At 31.9% G+C, this 15,389-nt stretch carries 15 protein-coding genes and 1 other RNA gene; 11 read left to right on the top strand and 5 right to left on the bottom strand.

Annotated features, from left to right (window positions below; all coding sequences use genetic code 11):
* Positions 1-551 precede the first annotated feature (551 nt).
* From ACFX5E_RS00345 to ACFX5E_RS00335, 3 genes are all read left to right on the top strand, one after another.
* A complete protein-coding gene (locus tag ACFX5E_RS00345) occupies positions 552-1,718 on the top strand; it encodes an acyl-CoA dehydrogenase family protein (protein WP_379853173.1) in 1,167 nt (388 codons plus the stop codon).
* Positions 1,719-1,885: 167 nt separating this feature from the next.
* Positions 1,886-2,368: a hypothetical protein gene (locus ACFX5E_RS00340; RefSeq protein ID WP_379853172.1), complete on the top strand. Its 483-nt coding sequence runs from the start codon at positions 1,886-1,888 to the stop codon at positions 2,366-2,368.
* A 261-nt stretch (positions 2,369-2,629) separates the two neighbouring features.
* On the top strand, positions 2,630-3,085 hold the full coding sequence (locus ACFX5E_RS00335) for a tellurite resistance TerB family protein (RefSeq protein WP_379853171.1): 456 nt from the start codon (positions 2,630-2,632) through the stop codon (positions 3,083-3,085).
* 92 nt (positions 3,086-3,177) lie between these two features.
* Here ACFX5E_RS00335 and ACFX5E_RS00330 read toward each other — a convergent pair whose 3' ends face one another.
* Positions 3,178-3,339 (bottom strand): hypothetical protein, encoded by a 162-nt coding sequence (locus tag ACFX5E_RS00330; protein WP_379853170.1) that lies wholly within the window; start codon positions 3,337-3,339, stop codon positions 3,178-3,180.
* Between the two features lie 779 nt (positions 3,340-4,118).
* On the opposite strand from ACFX5E_RS00330, the gene ACFX5E_RS00325 reads away from it, so the two are divergent.
* From ACFX5E_RS00325 to ACFX5E_RS00310, 4 genes are all read left to right on the top strand, one after another.
* Positions 4,119-4,328, top strand: coding sequence for a helix-turn-helix domain-containing protein (locus tag ACFX5E_RS00325; protein ID WP_379853169.1), 210 nt, complete (start codon positions 4,119-4,121; stop codon positions 4,326-4,328).
* A 2-nt stretch (positions 4,329-4,330) separates the two neighbouring features.
* Positions 4,331-4,645 (top strand): HipA N-terminal domain-containing protein, encoded by a 315-nt coding sequence (locus ACFX5E_RS00320; RefSeq protein WP_379853168.1) that lies wholly within the window; start codon positions 4,331-4,333, stop codon positions 4,643-4,645.
* Positions 4,638-5,561: a HipA domain-containing protein gene (locus tag ACFX5E_RS00315; protein WP_379853167.1), complete on the top strand. Its 924-nt coding sequence runs from the start codon at positions 4,638-4,640 to the stop codon at positions 5,559-5,561. The genes ACFX5E_RS00320 and ACFX5E_RS00315 overlap by 8 nt, the downstream gene beginning before the upstream one ends.
* A 149-nt stretch (positions 5,562-5,710) precedes the next feature.
* Positions 5,711-8,455 (top strand): DNA methyltransferase, encoded by a 2,745-nt coding sequence (locus ACFX5E_RS00310; protein ID WP_379853166.1) that lies wholly within the window; start codon positions 5,711-5,713, stop codon positions 8,453-8,455.
* Between the two features lie 714 nt (positions 8,456-9,169).
* Here ACFX5E_RS00310 and ACFX5E_RS00305 read toward each other — a convergent pair.
* Complete coding sequence (locus ACFX5E_RS00305; RefSeq protein WP_379853165.1) at positions 9,170-9,526, bottom strand: helix-turn-helix domain-containing protein; 357 nt, start codon at positions 9,524-9,526, stop codon at positions 9,170-9,172.
* A gap of 2 nt (positions 9,527-9,528) precedes the next feature.
* The gene (locus ACFX5E_RS00300; RefSeq protein ID WP_379853164.1) at positions 9,529-9,858 is read right to left on the bottom strand and encodes a type II toxin-antitoxin system HigB family toxin; all 330 of its coding nucleotides are present in this window, start codon (positions 9,856-9,858) and stop codon (positions 9,529-9,531) included.
* 102 nt (positions 9,859-9,960) lie between these two features.
* Between ACFX5E_RS00300 and ACFX5E_RS00295 the strand changes: the two genes are divergently transcribed.
* Positions 9,961-10,194 carry a hypothetical protein gene (locus ACFX5E_RS00295; protein WP_379853163.1) on the top strand — a complete coding sequence of 78 codons (234 nt, stop codon included), beginning with the start codon at positions 9,961-9,963 and terminating at the stop codon, positions 10,192-10,194.
* 433 nt (positions 10,195-10,627) lie between these two features.
* Here ACFX5E_RS00295 and ssrA read toward each other — a convergent pair.
* Both ssrA and ACFX5E_RS00285 read right to left on the bottom strand, forming a co-directional pair.
* Positions 10,628-11,023: a transfer-messenger RNA gene (gene ssrA, locus ACFX5E_RS00290) on the bottom strand.
* A 96-nt stretch (positions 11,024-11,119) separates the two neighbouring features.
* Positions 11,120-12,337: a serine hydrolase domain-containing protein gene (locus ACFX5E_RS00285; protein WP_379853162.1), complete on the bottom strand. Its 1,218-nt coding sequence runs from the start codon at positions 12,335-12,337 to the stop codon at positions 11,120-11,122.
* Between the two features lie 240 nt (positions 12,338-12,577).
* Between ACFX5E_RS00285 and ACFX5E_RS00280 the strand changes: the two genes are divergently transcribed.
* The 3 genes from ACFX5E_RS00280 to ACFX5E_RS00270 all read left to right on the top strand — a co-directional run bounded on the left by ACFX5E_RS00280 (position 12,578) and on the right by ACFX5E_RS00270 (position 15,043).
* Positions 12,578-13,780, top strand: coding sequence for an NAD(P)-dependent oxidoreductase (locus tag ACFX5E_RS00280; RefSeq protein ID WP_379853161.1), 1,203 nt, complete (start codon positions 12,578-12,580; stop codon positions 13,778-13,780).
* Between the two features lie 267 nt (positions 13,781-14,047).
* A complete protein-coding gene (locus tag ACFX5E_RS00275; protein WP_379853160.1) occupies positions 14,048-14,560 on the top strand; it encodes a hypothetical protein in 513 nt (170 codons plus the stop codon).
* Between the two features lie 66 nt (positions 14,561-14,626).
* Entirely contained in the window at positions 14,627-15,043 is a 417-nt protein-coding gene (locus tag ACFX5E_RS00270; protein ID WP_379853159.1) for a transposase, read from the top strand.
* The last annotated feature ends 346 nt before the right edge of the window (positions 15,044-15,389 follow it).

The following is a 15,389-nucleotide window of genomic DNA, read 5'->3' as shown; positions in this document are numbered from 1 at the left end:
GTAATAATAGGTCGATGAAGAATATTGAATTGCTAATGCAAAAAATATTAATTTGTTATGGAATCATTTTATTGACGGTTAATCGTCAAATTATTTCAGAATGAATCACTTTAAGAAGTTGGGAATTTTGAAAGGTCAAACTTCAATTATATACTATTATCAAAATTACAAAAAAATAAATAAAATGAGTGTAGATATTTGGTTTTCGATAAGAATGATTTTACGAATAATGATGAAGTTGTGGGAAAATATAAAAAAAAACATCAATTTATGAATTGCTTTTGTATTATTATATTTCAGGACGATACAGGTATCATACAATATTTAAAAAAAAGTTGATAGATGGATGCGCTACTTCAAAAATTAAAATTTCCGATTAGCATACTGGTTTAGGAGTTTTTCATTTATTTATTGAAGCCTTTTTGAAAACGAAAAATTATGTAACTTTAGAAAGCGAAAATCATATACAAGATCCAACTTGTAACTATTACCTCAATTATTTCAATAACGGAATCTGCAGAAGCATCATCTAATCTAAAAAACGATAAAAAATGCTACAAAACATATTAATGGAACGAAAGATTTATGCCACTCAAGAGCATAAAATGATGCAAGAGATGATTCAAGAATTCATATCAAATGACATTATGGATCATTTAGAGGAATGGGAGAGAAATGGGATGGTATCCCGTGAAATATGGAAACGAGCGGGGGAATTAGGGTTATTGTGTTTAGATATACCAGAAATATATGGGGGAGGAGGACTGGATTTTACTTTTAATGCCTTGCTAATTGAAGCGTTCTCCAAAAAGGGAATAACCGGTCCTGGGTTTTCGTTGCATTCTGATATTGTAGCTCCATATTTATTGTATTATGGAACTGAAGCACAAAAACAAAAGTATTTGCCATTGATGGCCACGGGTGAAATTATTACTGCTATAGGAATGACAGAGCCTAATTGCGGGAGTGATTTGAAAGCACTTCGAACAACGGCCGAAGATAAAGGGGATCATTATCTGGTAAATGGTCAAAAAACTTTTATAACCAATGGTTTTATGTGTGATATGGCTATCGTGGCCGTAAAAACCAATCACAATACGGACGAGGAAGGCGTTACCTTACTTATTTTAGAATCAAAAATGAAAGGGTTTACGAAAGGAGTTCCGCTCAAAAAAATTGGAATGAAATCTCAAGATACTGCCGAATTATTTTTTGATAATGTAAAAGTTCCAAAGGAGAACAGACTTGGAGACGAAAAAACAGGATTTAAAATTATGATGCAGGAATTGGCTCGGGAGCGATTGACAGTTGGGATTATGGCGGTAGCTACTGCTGAAGGAGCCATCGAAAACACTATCGCTTATACTACAGAACGAACGGCTTTTGGCATGCCAATTGCCGGATTTCAAAACACCCAATTCAAACTGGCGGAATGTACTACCCAAATGCAAATACATCAGGCTTTTTTAGATCGATGTATCGAATTATTAGCAGACCATAAATTGACAACCGAAAGTGCTTCGATGATTAAATATTCGGCAACCGATATGTGCGGCCATGTTGTTGATGAATGTTTGCAGTTATTTGGTGGCTATGGTTATATGTGGGACTATCCAATTGCGCGAATGTATGCAGATAACCGTGTGGCACGCATTTATGCGGGAACGAATGAAATTATGAAAATAGTAATTGCCCGCGGACTACTTAAAAACCTTTAACTTTATTGAAATTAATACTACTTGAAGAGTACTGTAAAAGAAACTACTGTTGCTTTAACACAGTATTATTAATAATTTTAACACCAATATATCTGTAGTATTTTACGCTATTTATATGTAAATTAGCAATTGTTATTGCCACAAATATTAACTTAACACTTATTATTATGAAAAATCTAGCTCTTTTTTGTTTGCTTTTGGCTTGTATTGGATTCCAAAGCTGTAACAAAAATCAAAACCAAAAAGTCGGTAAAGCTACCCAAGTTCAGGGTGAAAAACCGATAAGCGTTCATTGTTATAAAGCGTTGTACAAACAGGATACTCTTGAATTAAAAATGAACACTTTAAAAAACGGAAAAATAACCGGCGATATGGTTATGAAATTTTTCAATATGCCGAAAAAGGTCGGAAAAATAGCCGGAGAATTTCGTGGCGATACATTATTTGCCAGCTACACCTTTATTCAGGGAACGAATGATAAAATAACTTACAAAAATCCAATGGCATTTCTAAAGCGGGGGAACGAACTCATTTTGGGCAATGGGAAAATAGAAAATAGTATGGGTGCCTCTTATTTTGTTAAAGGAGAACCCATAGATTTTGAACGTGTGAAATTTAAATTTACAACTGTTGACTGCGTCGATAAATAATGAAAAATAAGGGGAAGTTATTCCCCTTTTTAGTTGAATCTAGTGAATAAAATAGTTTATTTATCGAAGATCGTAAGAATGAAGAGAAAGAGGAACTAAGTTTAGAGGAATACTTGCACAAGATGAAATTTGAATACAAATCTATACATTACAACTAAGGTTTCGCTGAATCTAGGTTATCCCAGTAATAAAATGGTAATTTATTCCCAAATCCGAGCAATGTGTAAAAAGGATAGCAGTAACTTTAAATAAAAATAAAACATGAGCTTATCTGATAAATTTGAAGAAAAAAATAACACTGCCGAAAATTCTGTAATCTCAGAATTGGACGCTTGGGTTGGAATTTTATATTCTTGTATTTCCGCCGACAATCAAATTAAGGATTCTGAAACAGCAGCATTAACACGATTATTACATTCGAAAGAGAAATTTATTGGAATTGATATTGTGCCTCTTTATGCAAAAGCATTTAATTTAAAAATGGAACTTGGGCAATTAAAGTACATTGCTGCCTGTTGTGAAGCAATTAAAGAAGAAGATAAAGAAACCGTATTTGCCCTTGCTTTAGAAATGTTACTATCTGACGGCTTACTCGGCGAAGCAGAAAAAATAATAATTGAAGTGTTGTCAAAACAACTTAAAATAGTTGCCGGAATGACCAGCAAAATCATAGAAGTTATCTTCTTGAAAAATAAAGGGAATATTAAAAAAATATAAATTACTGGAATTCTAAAATAAACAGAGAAATCAAAAAGAGGATTTCCGTCGGGTAATTCTCTTTTTTCATTTCTGAGCTCGCTTATATTAAATTAATTGCTTAATTTAGGATATTCAAAAGTAGGAATTAACAAGCCAATTATAGTTATACCTTTTTTAGCTGTCTTTAAAATCACTGAATCATCAAAAAGAAAATCAAAATAGCAAAGAATCACATTCACGAAAGACTGCATCGGGAACCTTACTTTACGCATCCCAGATTGAAGTTTATTCCTAATATTGTTGTAAATCTGGTTAGTTTTGTATTTTCTTTAGCCTTGGTGGGTATTTTGCTCTATTTCCTCCTCAACTATTTAATTAAAAAGTTTTATCATCTGGATTAAAATTGTTTTTCAATTGCATGACTTCAACGGTTTTCGGTTTGAATGAGCATCTGTGGAATAAAATTAGAATACGCCAAAAATGGATCAGCAAGTTTTCCTTTTTAGCTATAGGCTTAAAATGGATCAAAATAAAATCACTTTTTCAAGTAAAGGGCATAAAAAAACCGTCTCGTTTATTGTAACGAGACGGTTTTTATTTTGTGGAGTCTTCGGGACTTCAATTGGACACCTTATTCCAATCTTAATTTTTTTTGATAACTTAAAATTATAAATTAATAGGTTTATTTAAAGCGTTTTACGTAATGTTATTTTGATGTTTATTTTTTAAATGTAAAATGCTATCGCTAAAGGAGGAGTGATAGTTCGACTGTTCGAAATCTTTTTTACAGTTGAGCACTTAATGTAGATATAAATTATGGTAGGTTATTCGAAACATTCAATTTTATAGCATTCAAAGTAACTAGCAATAAAAAATAGATTTTTTAAAATTACCGCTATAGCAGTAAAATAGCTTTATGTTTGCCTCATTTAAGCCTATTTACTGTTATTTGTATAATAATTACCGTTATAGCAGTAAAAATTGATAGTTTTATTTTAATTATTTGTAATTTACGGCATATTTGTTTATTTTTACTGTTAAAGCGGTAAAAATGAATGATTTTAATTTAGGTCTCTTCATAAAAGAGCATCGTAAGCAAGCAGGATTAACACAATTAGAATTGGCTAATCTGGCAGGAGTGGGGAAGACTACCATTTTTGATATTGAAAAAAATAAAGAAACAATTAGTTGGAATAATCTTTTAGCTGTTCTAAAAGTATTAAATATTGAAATCCAGTTTAAGAGCCCAATCAATAAATAATTATGAAAAAAGCAATAGTATTTGTTCACAACAAAAGAGCAGGAATATTGAGTGAGAATACTACTGGAGGGTATGAATTTATCTATGATGACAATTATGAGGGCGAACCTGTATCACTGACATTGCCATTAAATACTAAAACATATTCATTTGCCAAATTCCCCTCTTTTTTTGAAGGATTGTTGCCAGAAGGAATTATGCTGGAAGGGCTTCTAAAAATCGGTAAAATTGACAGAAATGATTATTTCTCACAACTCATGGCAACAGGAAATGATTTGGTAGGAGCAGTAACGGTAAAAGAATGGAAAGATGAATAGATGTCCAATAACTTACGAATTATGCGGTACTGATAAATATAGTCAAAAGGGACCTCGGATGATTGCTTCAAAACTAACCACATTAAATGATTTACCATTTACAGCAGCCGAACAAAGACAAGAGGCGGCAAATCGGGCAAAGAAATTCTCTATTCAAGGAGTACAACCAAAATTAAGTGCTGTAATTTCAGTTGTAAATCAACAATTTGAAATTGTAGATCAGTTTGGGAATTATATTATAAAACCTCAAAATGACATCTTTCCTGAACTACCAGAAAATGAAGATGTAACGATGAAAATGGCAAAAGTGTATGGGCTTGATGTGCCTCTTCATGGATTGATTTATTCAAAAGACGGTAGTTTTTCTTATTTTATAAAAAGATTTGACAGATATAGTAAGGGAAAAAAATATGCTACTGAGGATTTTGCACAACTAACTGGAAGTTCAAGAGATACCAAGTATGATTATACTATGGAAAAGTTAGTCGAAGTAATTGACGAGTACTGCACTTTTCCTGCTATAGAGAAAGCAGATTTTTTTAAACGTGTTCTATTCTGTTTTATAACGGGTAATGAAGATATGCATTTAAAGAACTTCTCGGTAATTACAAAAGCTGGAAAAACAACATTGACCCCAGTTTACGACTTTTTAAATTCTTCCATTTCCATTAAAAATCCGCAGGAAGAATTAGCGCTATCTCTCAAAGGTAAAAAGAGCAATTTCAAATCAACGGAATTAATAGAGTATTACGCAAAAGAACGCTTAGGACTTAATGATAAAACGGTTACCACTATTTTATCTGATATGAATAAAAGCCTGTCTAAATGGACTGAACTTATAGAAGTGTCTTTTTTGTCTGATAGTATGAAAGAGAAATATTTGAAGGTATTGGATAATAGGATGAAGAGATTTTAAATAATTATTTTGTTTTTACGGTTTTCCGTAAAATCAGGAATTATTAACGATCTAAATTTGTTAATAATCAGGCTTAACTTCGTATAAAAAATCGTGTTAAAATCATTTATATTTGGTAGGTTTGGTAAATAACAAATTGCAATACGATTATGGCTTTAAGCTGGAATGAAATAAAAGACCGAGCCCTACGATTTTCTAAAGAATGGGAAAATACTACCAATGAAGAAGCGGATGCTAAATCATTTTTAGATGCCTTTTTTGACGTCTTTGGTATCACCCGAAAAAAGATTGGAACTTTTGAACATAGAGTAAAAAAACTTTCTGATGCAGATGGTTACATTGACTTACTCTGGAAAGGAACGATACTTGTTGAAATGAAAAGCCGGGGAAAAAACCTGAACAAAGCTTTCCAACAAGCCATTGATTATACCCATGGATTAAAACAAAACGAATTACCAAAATACGTTTTAGTATGTGACTTCTATTATTTTAGATTGTACGATACGGAAGAACAAACTACATTAGAATTTACTTTAAAGGATTTAGTCCAAAATGTCCAAAGTTTTGGCTATTTATTGGGTTATCAAAAGAAAACGTACAAAGAACAAGATCCTGCCAATATAAAAGCGGCAGAATTGATGGGAAAACTGCACGACCGATTGGAAGAAATTGGTTATGAAGGACACCCACTGGAAGTATATTTGGTTCGAATATTATTTTGTTTGTTTGCAGAGGATACTACTATTTTTGACAAACAACAGCTTCAGGATTTCATAGAAAATAGAACGGCCGAAGATGGCAGCGATTTAGCTTCTAAAATTCAAGAATTGTTTCAAGTATTGAATACACCCAAAGAAAAACGCTTTAAAAATCTGGACGAACAATTAAATGACTTTCCGTATGTGAATGGGAAGTTGTTTGAAGAAGTATTGCCTTCTGCCAGTTTCGACACCAAAATGCGATTGGCTTTACTGGATTGTTGTTATATTGATTGGAGTAAAATATCACCGGCTATTTTTGGTTCGATGTTTCAAAGTGTTATGAATCCTAAAGAACGCAGAAATTTAGGAGCGCATTACACCAGTGAAAGCAATATCTTGAAACTAATTAAGCCTTTGTTTCTAGATGAACTTTGGACAGAGTTTGAAAGTATCAAAGGAAACAAAAACAAATTACCTGAATTTCATAAAAAGATTAGCGAACTCAAATTTCTGGATCCCGCCTGTGGTTGCGGAAATTTTTTGGTGATTACCTACCGCGAGTTGCGTTTATTAGAACTGGAAGTATTGCGGGCGACTTACAAATCTGGACAAGGAGTTTTAGATATTCGGGAGATTATGTGGCTCGATGTAGATATGATGTGCGGCATTGAATACGAAGAATTTCCCGCACGTATTGCCGAAGTGGCGATGTGGTTGATGGATCACCAAATGAATATGATGATCAGCAATGAATTTGGACAATACTTTGCTCGTTTGCCATTGAAAAAATCAGCAAAAATTGTTCATGGCGATGCTTTGGAAACGGATTGGGAAGATGTTGTTTCAAAAGACAAACTATCTTTTATTATTGGAAATCCTCCTTTTATTGGAGCAAACATAATGAGCCAATTCCAGAGAAATCAGATTGTAAAAGAATTTAATAATATTCCTGGCTGCGGTGTTTTGGATTATGTAACGGGTTGGTATTTAAAAGCTGCCAAATACATTCAGGATACTACAATAAAAGTGGCTTTTGTTTCAACGAACTCAATAGTTCAAGGAGAACAGACAAGTATTCTTTGGAACCCTATGATTAATAAATATGGTATAAAAATTCATTTTGCACACCGTACTTTTAAATGGAGCAATGAAGCTAGAGGCAATGCGGCTGTCTATTGCGTGATTGTTGGTTTTGCCAACTTTGATACCAATGATAAACGTCTATTTGAATATGAGGATATCAAAGGGGAAGCACAAGAAATAAAAGCAAAAAATATTAATGCTTATTTAATTGATGCTAAGGAAATATTTATAGATAAAAGAACAATACCTGTTTGCAATGTTCCTAAAATGACTAAAGGTAGCTCGCCAACTGATGGAGGATTTTTTCTTTTAAATGAAAATGAGAGAACAGAATTAATAAAAATTAACCCACAAGCAGAATATTTAATAAAAAAATATGTCGGTAGTTTTGAATTTATAAACAATATACCAAGATATTGTATTTGGTTAAAAGATGTAAATCCTCAACTAATAAATTCACTCTCTGAAATTGTCATACGAATAAAAGAAGTTAAAAAGTTTAGATTACAAAGTACCAAAGCTTCAACCAGAAAATGGGCAGACTATCCATCACTTTTTATTGAAGAAAGACAACCAGATACTGAATATATTATTATTCCAAGAGTATCATCTGAAAACAGAAAATATATACCAATTGGATATCTACAAAAAGAGGCAATCGTTAGTGATAGTGCAATATCATTGCCATCTACAACACTTTATCATTTTGGAATTTTAACATCTTCTATGCATATGAGTTGGGTGAAAACTACTTGTGGAAGATTAAAAAATGATTATCGCTATTCAAATACTATTGTTTACAACAACTATCCTTGGCCAGAAAATGCAACTGAAAAGCAAATAAAAACTATTGAAGAAAAAGCCCAAAACGTTTTAGAGGTAAGAGCATCATTTCCTGCTAGTTCCTTAGCTGATTTATACAGTCCGTTGACCATGCCGCCAGCATTAGTAAAAGCGCATAATGAATTGGATAAAGTTGTTGATGCGGCGTATAGCAAACAAACCTTTAGCAGTGAAGCGAAACGTATGGAGTTTTTGTTTGAGTTGTATGAGAAATATACGGCTGGGTTGTTTGTGAAGGAGAAGAAAGTGAAGAAAGTTAAATGTTAAAATAAAATAAAAAACCCTGTAAATCAATTATTTACAGGGTTTTTTGTGGAGTCGCCGAGATCACAATCGAACACCTTATTCCTATCTTAACTTTTTTTGATAACTTAAAATTATAATGTAATTAATTGTTTTTTAATTGTTTGTGTAATTTAATTCAATAATTATTTTTTAAGTTTAAAATATTTAGCCAAGTGTTTTTAACGTTTTTTAATAATTATAAGTTTTTTTTAAAGGTAAAAAGTTGATGCTAAAAGAGAAGTTTGAGTTCGACAGTCGAACGCTTATTCACAGTCGAACACTTTAGTAAAAGAGTAAAAAAACAAGAAAAATCGGGCACTAAAACTTGTAATGTAAATAGTACTCTTACTGGACCATTCAAACCAATTTATAGATGATTTAAAGTAACTGGGTATGTGGAAAGCTATTAAAGTTAAATTCTATCTCTCAAATTTACTTAATTATTTTTAGCGAATAGTAGCTATAATATAGCCATGAATTTATATACTTGATTGTCGTGACATTGTAACGACAATTAAGTATTATAATTAATAGTGATTGCTGATGCAATAAGTAATAGTACTTGTATTTAAAGGGTTAAGGAGAGGGGATAGGTTTACAAAAGATAGATGAATATTGTCATATTATATCCGTAAAGAAAAAAACAAATAAAAGCTCGTTTTTTTTCTTAAAGAATATATTTACCAAAAATCTGTTTTAGGCACGATGTAAAAATGTTTCGGCTGGAATACCAAAATAGTTTTTAAGCTTTTGAGCCATTTTTAAGGTAATTTCACGCTTGCCCGACAATATTGCTGAAACGTGTCCTTTGCTGCCTATAATAGGTTCTAAATCTTTATTTTTCATTCCCATTTCTTGCATTTTTATTTTAATAACTTCTAAGGCATTAAGTTCAGATATAGTGTAATGTCTGTCGTCATAATCTTTTATTAAGATAGATAACAAATCCAATTCCTCAAATTCAGGAGTATTAGGTTCTACATGGAAAATTTCCATAAGTCGTAAGGATGCCTTGTTATAATCTTGTTCAGTTTTTAATACTTTCCAGTTCATAATTATTTTTTTATAAAGTTTAGTATGTCGATATCAAAAGCAATCGTTTCAACATTGATTTTATCGTATTCTTTATGCGTTCCGAACCATATTAAATAACAAGTTTGTTGTTGAAAGTTAATCGATACAACTAATCTAAAGTCATTTCCTTTTATATTAAATATAACCCTATTATTGTTTACAATACTTGCATTTCCATAAACTTTCTTTAGTTCATTAAAATTGTTAAAAATCATTTCTGAAAATTCATTATGCCAAATATGCAGTTGCTTTTCTGCAATTGGAAATTTGTCAATATAATAGTGCAATGTTTTCTTAACAAGAACTTTCATTTGTCAAAGATATAAAAGAGTTTTCAATTTGCAAACTATTTATTGTTTGATGTTTTTATTGCTTGCATAATTCAGCTCTTAACTATCTTCAAGCCAATCATTATGAGGACAAAGATAGATCTTGATCAAATAAATGAAAATATTGTTGAGAAAGTAATGGCGTATATAGAAAAACAAAATCTTAAAGTTGAATTCAATGGATTTACTTTCAAGAATGAAAATAGAGAGGAAATAAATTATTTATTACAGACTTGTAAAGACAAAGGGGTTTTCATGATATCAGAGAATATTAAGTCAACCTATTTTTTACATGGTTTTGATTTTGAAACAGGTTAATTAATTCAAATTGTTGTAGATGCTTTTATAGTTAATAGAGAAGATTTAATAAAAAACAATACAAATAAAGTTGAGTTAAAGAGCAATTCTGAATCTATCCAAATTCAATTTAGTACCGAAAAAGATACTCTTTTAAATCAATAGTTTAATGATTTATGAATCAAATCAAGAAGAATTAAAATATCATAGGGGTATAATTTCACTAATTAATGAACCAATTAGCATAATTAAACTTGATAAAATGTTATCGTAAATTGAACTAAATGAAGATGATTTTATCGAGAATAAATTAAATTTTTAAAATTGAAATTGAAATAATTGATTAAGATGGGAAAAAGTTTATTGATTAAATAATTTATAAACATGTGTTGTTGTCAACTTAATTGCCACCTAAAAATAAAAAACCCTGTAAATCAAAAGATTACAGGGTTTTAAGTGGAGTCGCCGAGAATCGAACTCGGGTCCAAACAAGCAACTAAAAGGCTTTCTACGCGTTTATTTCCTGATTGAGTTTTCGATATTGTGCTAGGCCAGAAACAGCCACACGATACTTATCTTCTTAATTTTGAAATCCACCCGAAGCTCATGGAAATCTAGGTTTATTTTTACGGTTCCCCTTTACTGAACGCCACAAACCAAGGCTTTCAAGGAGAATCCTGCTTTCCTATCTGATAGGAACGAGGCTAATCTTACTATAATTCAGATTATGCAGCTAGAGCGTAGTTATTTTCGCCGTGTAAAATTGTAAGATCTTATATTTACGAGCAAGGTCTCAATGCTCGACGTGCTTACTTCTCAATTCGACTTGCTGTCAAAACCAGTCGACCCCTTTTTTTATTATAACTCAAAAATTAATTTGAGTGTGCAAATATATTCTATTTTTGTTGAAATCTGCCATCAGTATTCGGAATATATTAATCAAAAATCATTCCTCTTTTTCACCCCTGCCCATAGGGAATGGATAATCCCCAAATAACCTGGACAACTTTCTGACCTGATAGGTTCTTGTTGTAAATTTATTAGATAGCGCTATGATGGTAACTTTCTCTTTTGGCAAAGTGATATAAGAGGAAGTGTTACCATGCCACCAACCGTTGTGGAAATAGAAATTCTGCCCTGTTTTCCAATTTATGATTCGGATTCCAAGACCGTAATTCTTTTCTCCCTTGCGTTCATTACTGTATGGCTCAAAAACTTGTTTGAATAACTTTGGATTTAAAAACACACCAGAATTTCTCGCTCTGTCAAATTTTAATAAATCCCGAGGCGTTGAATAAATGTTTTTATCGCCGTAAACGGCATCTAAATAATCCTTACCAATTTCTACTCCATTTCCTTTGTACGAAGGCACAATGGTGTCCTTATCTCTTTCATAATCAAAAACATAAGTGTTTTTCATGCCTAATGGTTTGAAAATAATTTGTCTCATTGCTTCTTTATAGGGGAGCTTTGTTATTTTCTCAATTATCAATGCCAACATGGCATAATTAGTATTGCAATAACTGAAACGGGTGTCGGTTTTAAATTCCAACCCAATGTCTTTTGTAGCCATGATCGTTAGAATATCTTGATTGGTCAGCCTGTTATGCCTGTCCCAAACCGTTTTATCACGATCCGTAAAATAGGCATAGTTCCGCATTCCGGTTCTATGGTTTAAGAGTGTTTTTACAGTAACGTCCGGATAGGGAAATTCTTTTAAGATGGTATTAACCTTTTGGTCTAAATCAATCCTTTTGGCATTAATTAGTTTCAAAACTGCAGTTGCAGTTATTACTTTGCTCACAGAGGCTAAGTGAAGCGGAGTAGTACTTGTGATTAATCTTTTGTCCCTTTTATTGGCATAACCCTCATAATTTTCATAGATGATTTGACCATTTTGAGCGACAAGAAAACTTCCATTGGCACTATGATTTGGCCAGGTTTTATTATAAAAAGATTCGACTGATCTTTTTTTGGAATTGATATATTCAGCCGTTAATTTAGGATGTTCATTCGTTAAAGGTTTCATTTTAGGCAATGTACTTTTAGGTAGTTGTGCATCGCCTATTTGTACTTTCTTCTTCTCTTTGGTACAAGAACTCAAAACTAATGTAAGGACGAGTATTTGTAGTATATTTGCTTTTTTTATAAAATTCATTTTCATAGTGCTAGAAAGGCAAATATATAGAATCAATCCCTGTTGATTTATTTTTTTTCCAAAACCTTAACACTATTTTATCAATGTCTTTCATCTGTCGTTTTTCTATCTTTATGGGCATCAGCTTTTAATGGTTTAAGACTTGTAAATTTATTAAAAAAAGAAATTAAATTTATGGTAATTTGTTATATTTGTAACAAAATAAAACCTTTAAGTTATATTAAATCACAATTAAAGTATTTAAAAATGAAATTCGGAATTATAAAAGAAAGAAAAAACCCACCAGACAGAAGAGTTGTTTTTTCACCAGATGAATTGGCAAAAATAAAACAGCTTTACCAAGACGCTTCTATAAAAGTGGAAAGTTCCGATATTCGAATTTTTACTGACGAGCAATACAAAAACTTGGGAATTGAAGTTGCAAATGACATCAGCGATTGTGATGTTTTGTTTGGTGTAAAAGAAGTTCCTTTAGAAGCTTTGATTCCCAATAAATCCTATTTCTTTTTTTCCCATACCATAAAAAAGCAGCCTTACAACAGAAAATTGTTGCAAGCCATACTTGAAAAAAACATTGATTTATATGATCATGAAACGATCGTTGATGCTAACAACCGCAGGTTAATAGGTTTTGGAAGATATGCAGGAATTGTGGGTGCTTATAATAGCATCAGAGCTTTTGGAATAAAATTCGAATTGTTTAAAATACCTAAAGCGGAAACGCTTTCCGGAAAAGAAGCATTAATTGCGCATTTAAAGCGTTTGGTTTTGCCTCCATTAAAGTTTGTGATTACCGGTACCGGAAAAGTGGGTAACGGAGCAAAAGAAATTCTGGATGCTATTAAAATTAAAGAAGTTTCAGTTGAAAATTACTTGACAAAAAACTATACGCAACCTGTTTATACTCAAATTGATGTATTGGATTATAACAAACGTAAAGACGGACAAGTATTGGATTTTACCGATTTTTATACTAATCCAAAGGAATATGTTTCTGATTTTGAAAAATTCACAAAAATGACAGACATTTTTATTGCGGGCCATTTTTATGCTAATGATTCGCCAATAATTCTGAGTCAAGAAATGCTTCAATCCAAAGATTGTAAAATAAAAGTGGTTGCGGATATTTCCTGTGATGTCAACGGTCCAATTGCTTGCACACTCAGATCATCAACGATTGCAGAACCTTTGTATGGCTATTTACCGAACGAAAATAAAGAGGTTGATATGTTTCATCCTGCTGCAATAGTCGTAATGGCGGTTGATAATTTACCATGTGAATTGCCAAAAGATGCCAGTGAAGGTTTTGGTGAAATGTTTATGGAACATGTAATTCCAGCCTTTTTTAACGGTGATAAAGACGGGATTCTTCAAAGAGCCAAAATCACTGAAAAAGGAAAATTGACGCCTAGATTTAGTTATTTGCAGGATTACGTAGATGGAAAGTAAACTTTTTAAGGAAGTTTACTTCTTACAAAATTATATTAGCAGGATTCAAGTTATAAATGCAACTTTTTGATTAAACATATAGTTAGGTGTTTCAAAATTAAATCTTTTTCTTGGTCTATTGTCTAATTTCTCTTGTATTTCTATAATTTTCTCATGAGTTATTTCATCAAATGCTGTTGATTTGGGTATATTATGCTGACCCCAAAAAATCTGACAAATTTTCAAGACTAATTTAAATAGGAATAAAAGCCTTAAATTAGTATTATTATGTCAAGAACAAGAAGAACCTTCGGGAAAGACTTCAAAGCCAAAGTCGTTTTAGAAGCCTTAAAAGAAATAGATACCATCGAGGTATTAGCAAAAAAATACGAGTTGCTTCCCAATCAAATTTCAATATGGAAGGCAGAAGCTATAAGGAATCTTGCTGCTGTTTTTTCTCAGGAAAAAACGGTCGTAGCCAAAGATGAAATACCAACCGAGAAACTCTATGCGCGAATAGACCAACTGACATTAGAGAATGACTTTCTAAAAAAAAAGTCTGGGTTAGTCTCCTTGAGTGAGCGAGTTAAAATGGTCGATACCAAAAATAAATTGAGTACTGTTAAACAATTTCGATTATTAGAAATTCATCGTGGAGATCTCTATTATAAGGCAAAACAGGAAAGTTCAGAGTACTTGGAAATAATGCGATTACCAGACCAACAGTATTTTAGCACTCCTTTTTATGGCTTTAGGAAACTGACTATTTGGCTTAAAGATTTAGGTTACAATGTGAATTGAAAGCGAGTAAGGCGATTGATGAAAATTATCAATTGGCAAAGCATTTATAGAGAGCCACGAACAACAATGAGTACTAAAGAGCATAAGAAATACCCTTATTTACTCAAAGGTTTAAAAATCACACATAAAAACCAAGTTTGGGCTACTGATATAACTTACATTCCTATGGCAAAAGGATTTATGTATTTAACAGCTATTATTGACTTGCATACAAGATTTATTTTAAAGTGGGATTTGAGCACTACAATGAGTACGGTATGGTGTACTGCAGTTTTGCAGGAAACAATAGAAAAATATGGCGTCCCTGAGATATTTAACACAGACCAAGGAAGTCAATATACTAGCGAGATTCACACCCAAATGCTTTTAAAGAATGGAATCCGAATTTCAATGGATGGAAAAGGAGGAGCAATTGACAACATTTTTTATAGAACGATTTTGGAGAACAGTCAAGTACGAAAATATATATTTACAAGCCTATGAAGATGGTATAAGCCTTCGCAAAGGGCTAAAAATATATTTTAAATTTATAACACACAGTGTTATCATCAATCATTAGATTATGCAAAACCAGAAAATAATTATTACAAAAAAGAAGTGGCATAAAATCAGGATAACTTTTTTGGGCTTGGAAGAAGCCAAAAAGTTAACTCCGATTTTAGCCGAAAGAATGGAATATTAAACTAAAAACCTATCTTAAATCGTTGAAATTTCTGTCTAGAAAATGGGTACAGTATATCTGTAAAATATTAATTATTAACAATTTTATTGAAAAATTTAAAATATTTATTAGGAGCATAATAAAACTGGAAGTGGTAACGCGATAATT

The organism is Flavobacterium xylosi (assembly GCF_042787345.1).
GTDB classification, from domain to species: Bacteria; Bacteroidota; Bacteroidia; order Flavobacteriales; family Flavobacteriaceae; genus Flavobacterium; species Flavobacterium xylosi.
Note: the sequence above shows the minus strand (reverse complement) of the source record. Positions and strands in the feature narration are given on the sequence as shown.

Coding starts and splice junctions, on each gene's coding strand:
- ACFX5E_RS00305 (WP_379853165.1), bottom strand. CDS start 9,526: ATGAACTGGAAAGTATTAAAAACTGAACAAGATTATAACAAGGCATCC.
- ACFX5E_RS00315 (WP_379853167.1), top strand. CDS start 4,638: ATGAATAGATGTCCAATAACTTACGAATTATGCGGTACTGATAAATAT.
- ACFX5E_RS00275 (WP_379853160.1), top strand. CDS start 14,048: ATGTCAAGAACAAGAAGAACCTTCGGGAAAGACTTCAAAGCCAAAGTC.
- ACFX5E_RS00270 (WP_379853159.1), top strand. CDS start 14,627: ATGAGTACTAAAGAGCATAAGAAATACCCTTATTTACTCAAAGGTTTA.
- ACFX5E_RS00280 (WP_379853161.1), top strand. CDS start 12,578: ATGAAATTCGGAATTATAAAAGAAAGAAAAAACCCACCAGACAGAAGA.
- ACFX5E_RS00295 (WP_379853163.1), top strand. CDS start 9,961: ATGAGGACAAAGATAGATCTTGATCAAATAAATGAAAATATTGTTGAG.
- ACFX5E_RS00310 (WP_379853166.1), top strand. CDS start 5,711: ATGGCTTTAAGCTGGAATGAAATAAAAGACCGAGCCCTACGATTTTCT.
- ACFX5E_RS00340 (WP_379853172.1), top strand. CDS start 1,886: ATGAAAAATCTAGCTCTTTTTTGTTTGCTTTTGGCTTGTATTGGATTC.
- ACFX5E_RS00325 (WP_379853169.1), top strand. CDS start 4,119: ATGAATGATTTTAATTTAGGTCTCTTCATAAAAGAGCATCGTAAGCAA.
- ACFX5E_RS00285 (WP_379853162.1), bottom strand. CDS start 12,337: ATGAAAATGAATTTTATAAAAAAAGCAAATATACTACAAATACTCGTC.
- ACFX5E_RS00320 (WP_379853168.1), top strand. CDS start 4,331: ATGAAAAAAGCAATAGTATTTGTTCACAACAAAAGAGCAGGAATATTG.
- ACFX5E_RS00300 (WP_379853164.1), bottom strand. CDS start 9,858: ATGAAAGTTCTTGTTAAGAAAACATTGCACTATTATATTGACAAATTT.
- ACFX5E_RS00330 (WP_379853170.1), bottom strand. CDS start 3,339: ATGCGTAAAGTAAGGTTCCCGATGCAGTCTTTCGTGAATGTGATTCTT.
- ACFX5E_RS00345 (WP_379853173.1), top strand. CDS start 552: ATGCTACAAAACATATTAATGGAACGAAAGATTTATGCCACTCAAGAG.
- ACFX5E_RS00335 (WP_379853171.1), top strand. CDS start 2,630: ATGAGCTTATCTGATAAATTTGAAGAAAAAAATAACACTGCCGAAAAT.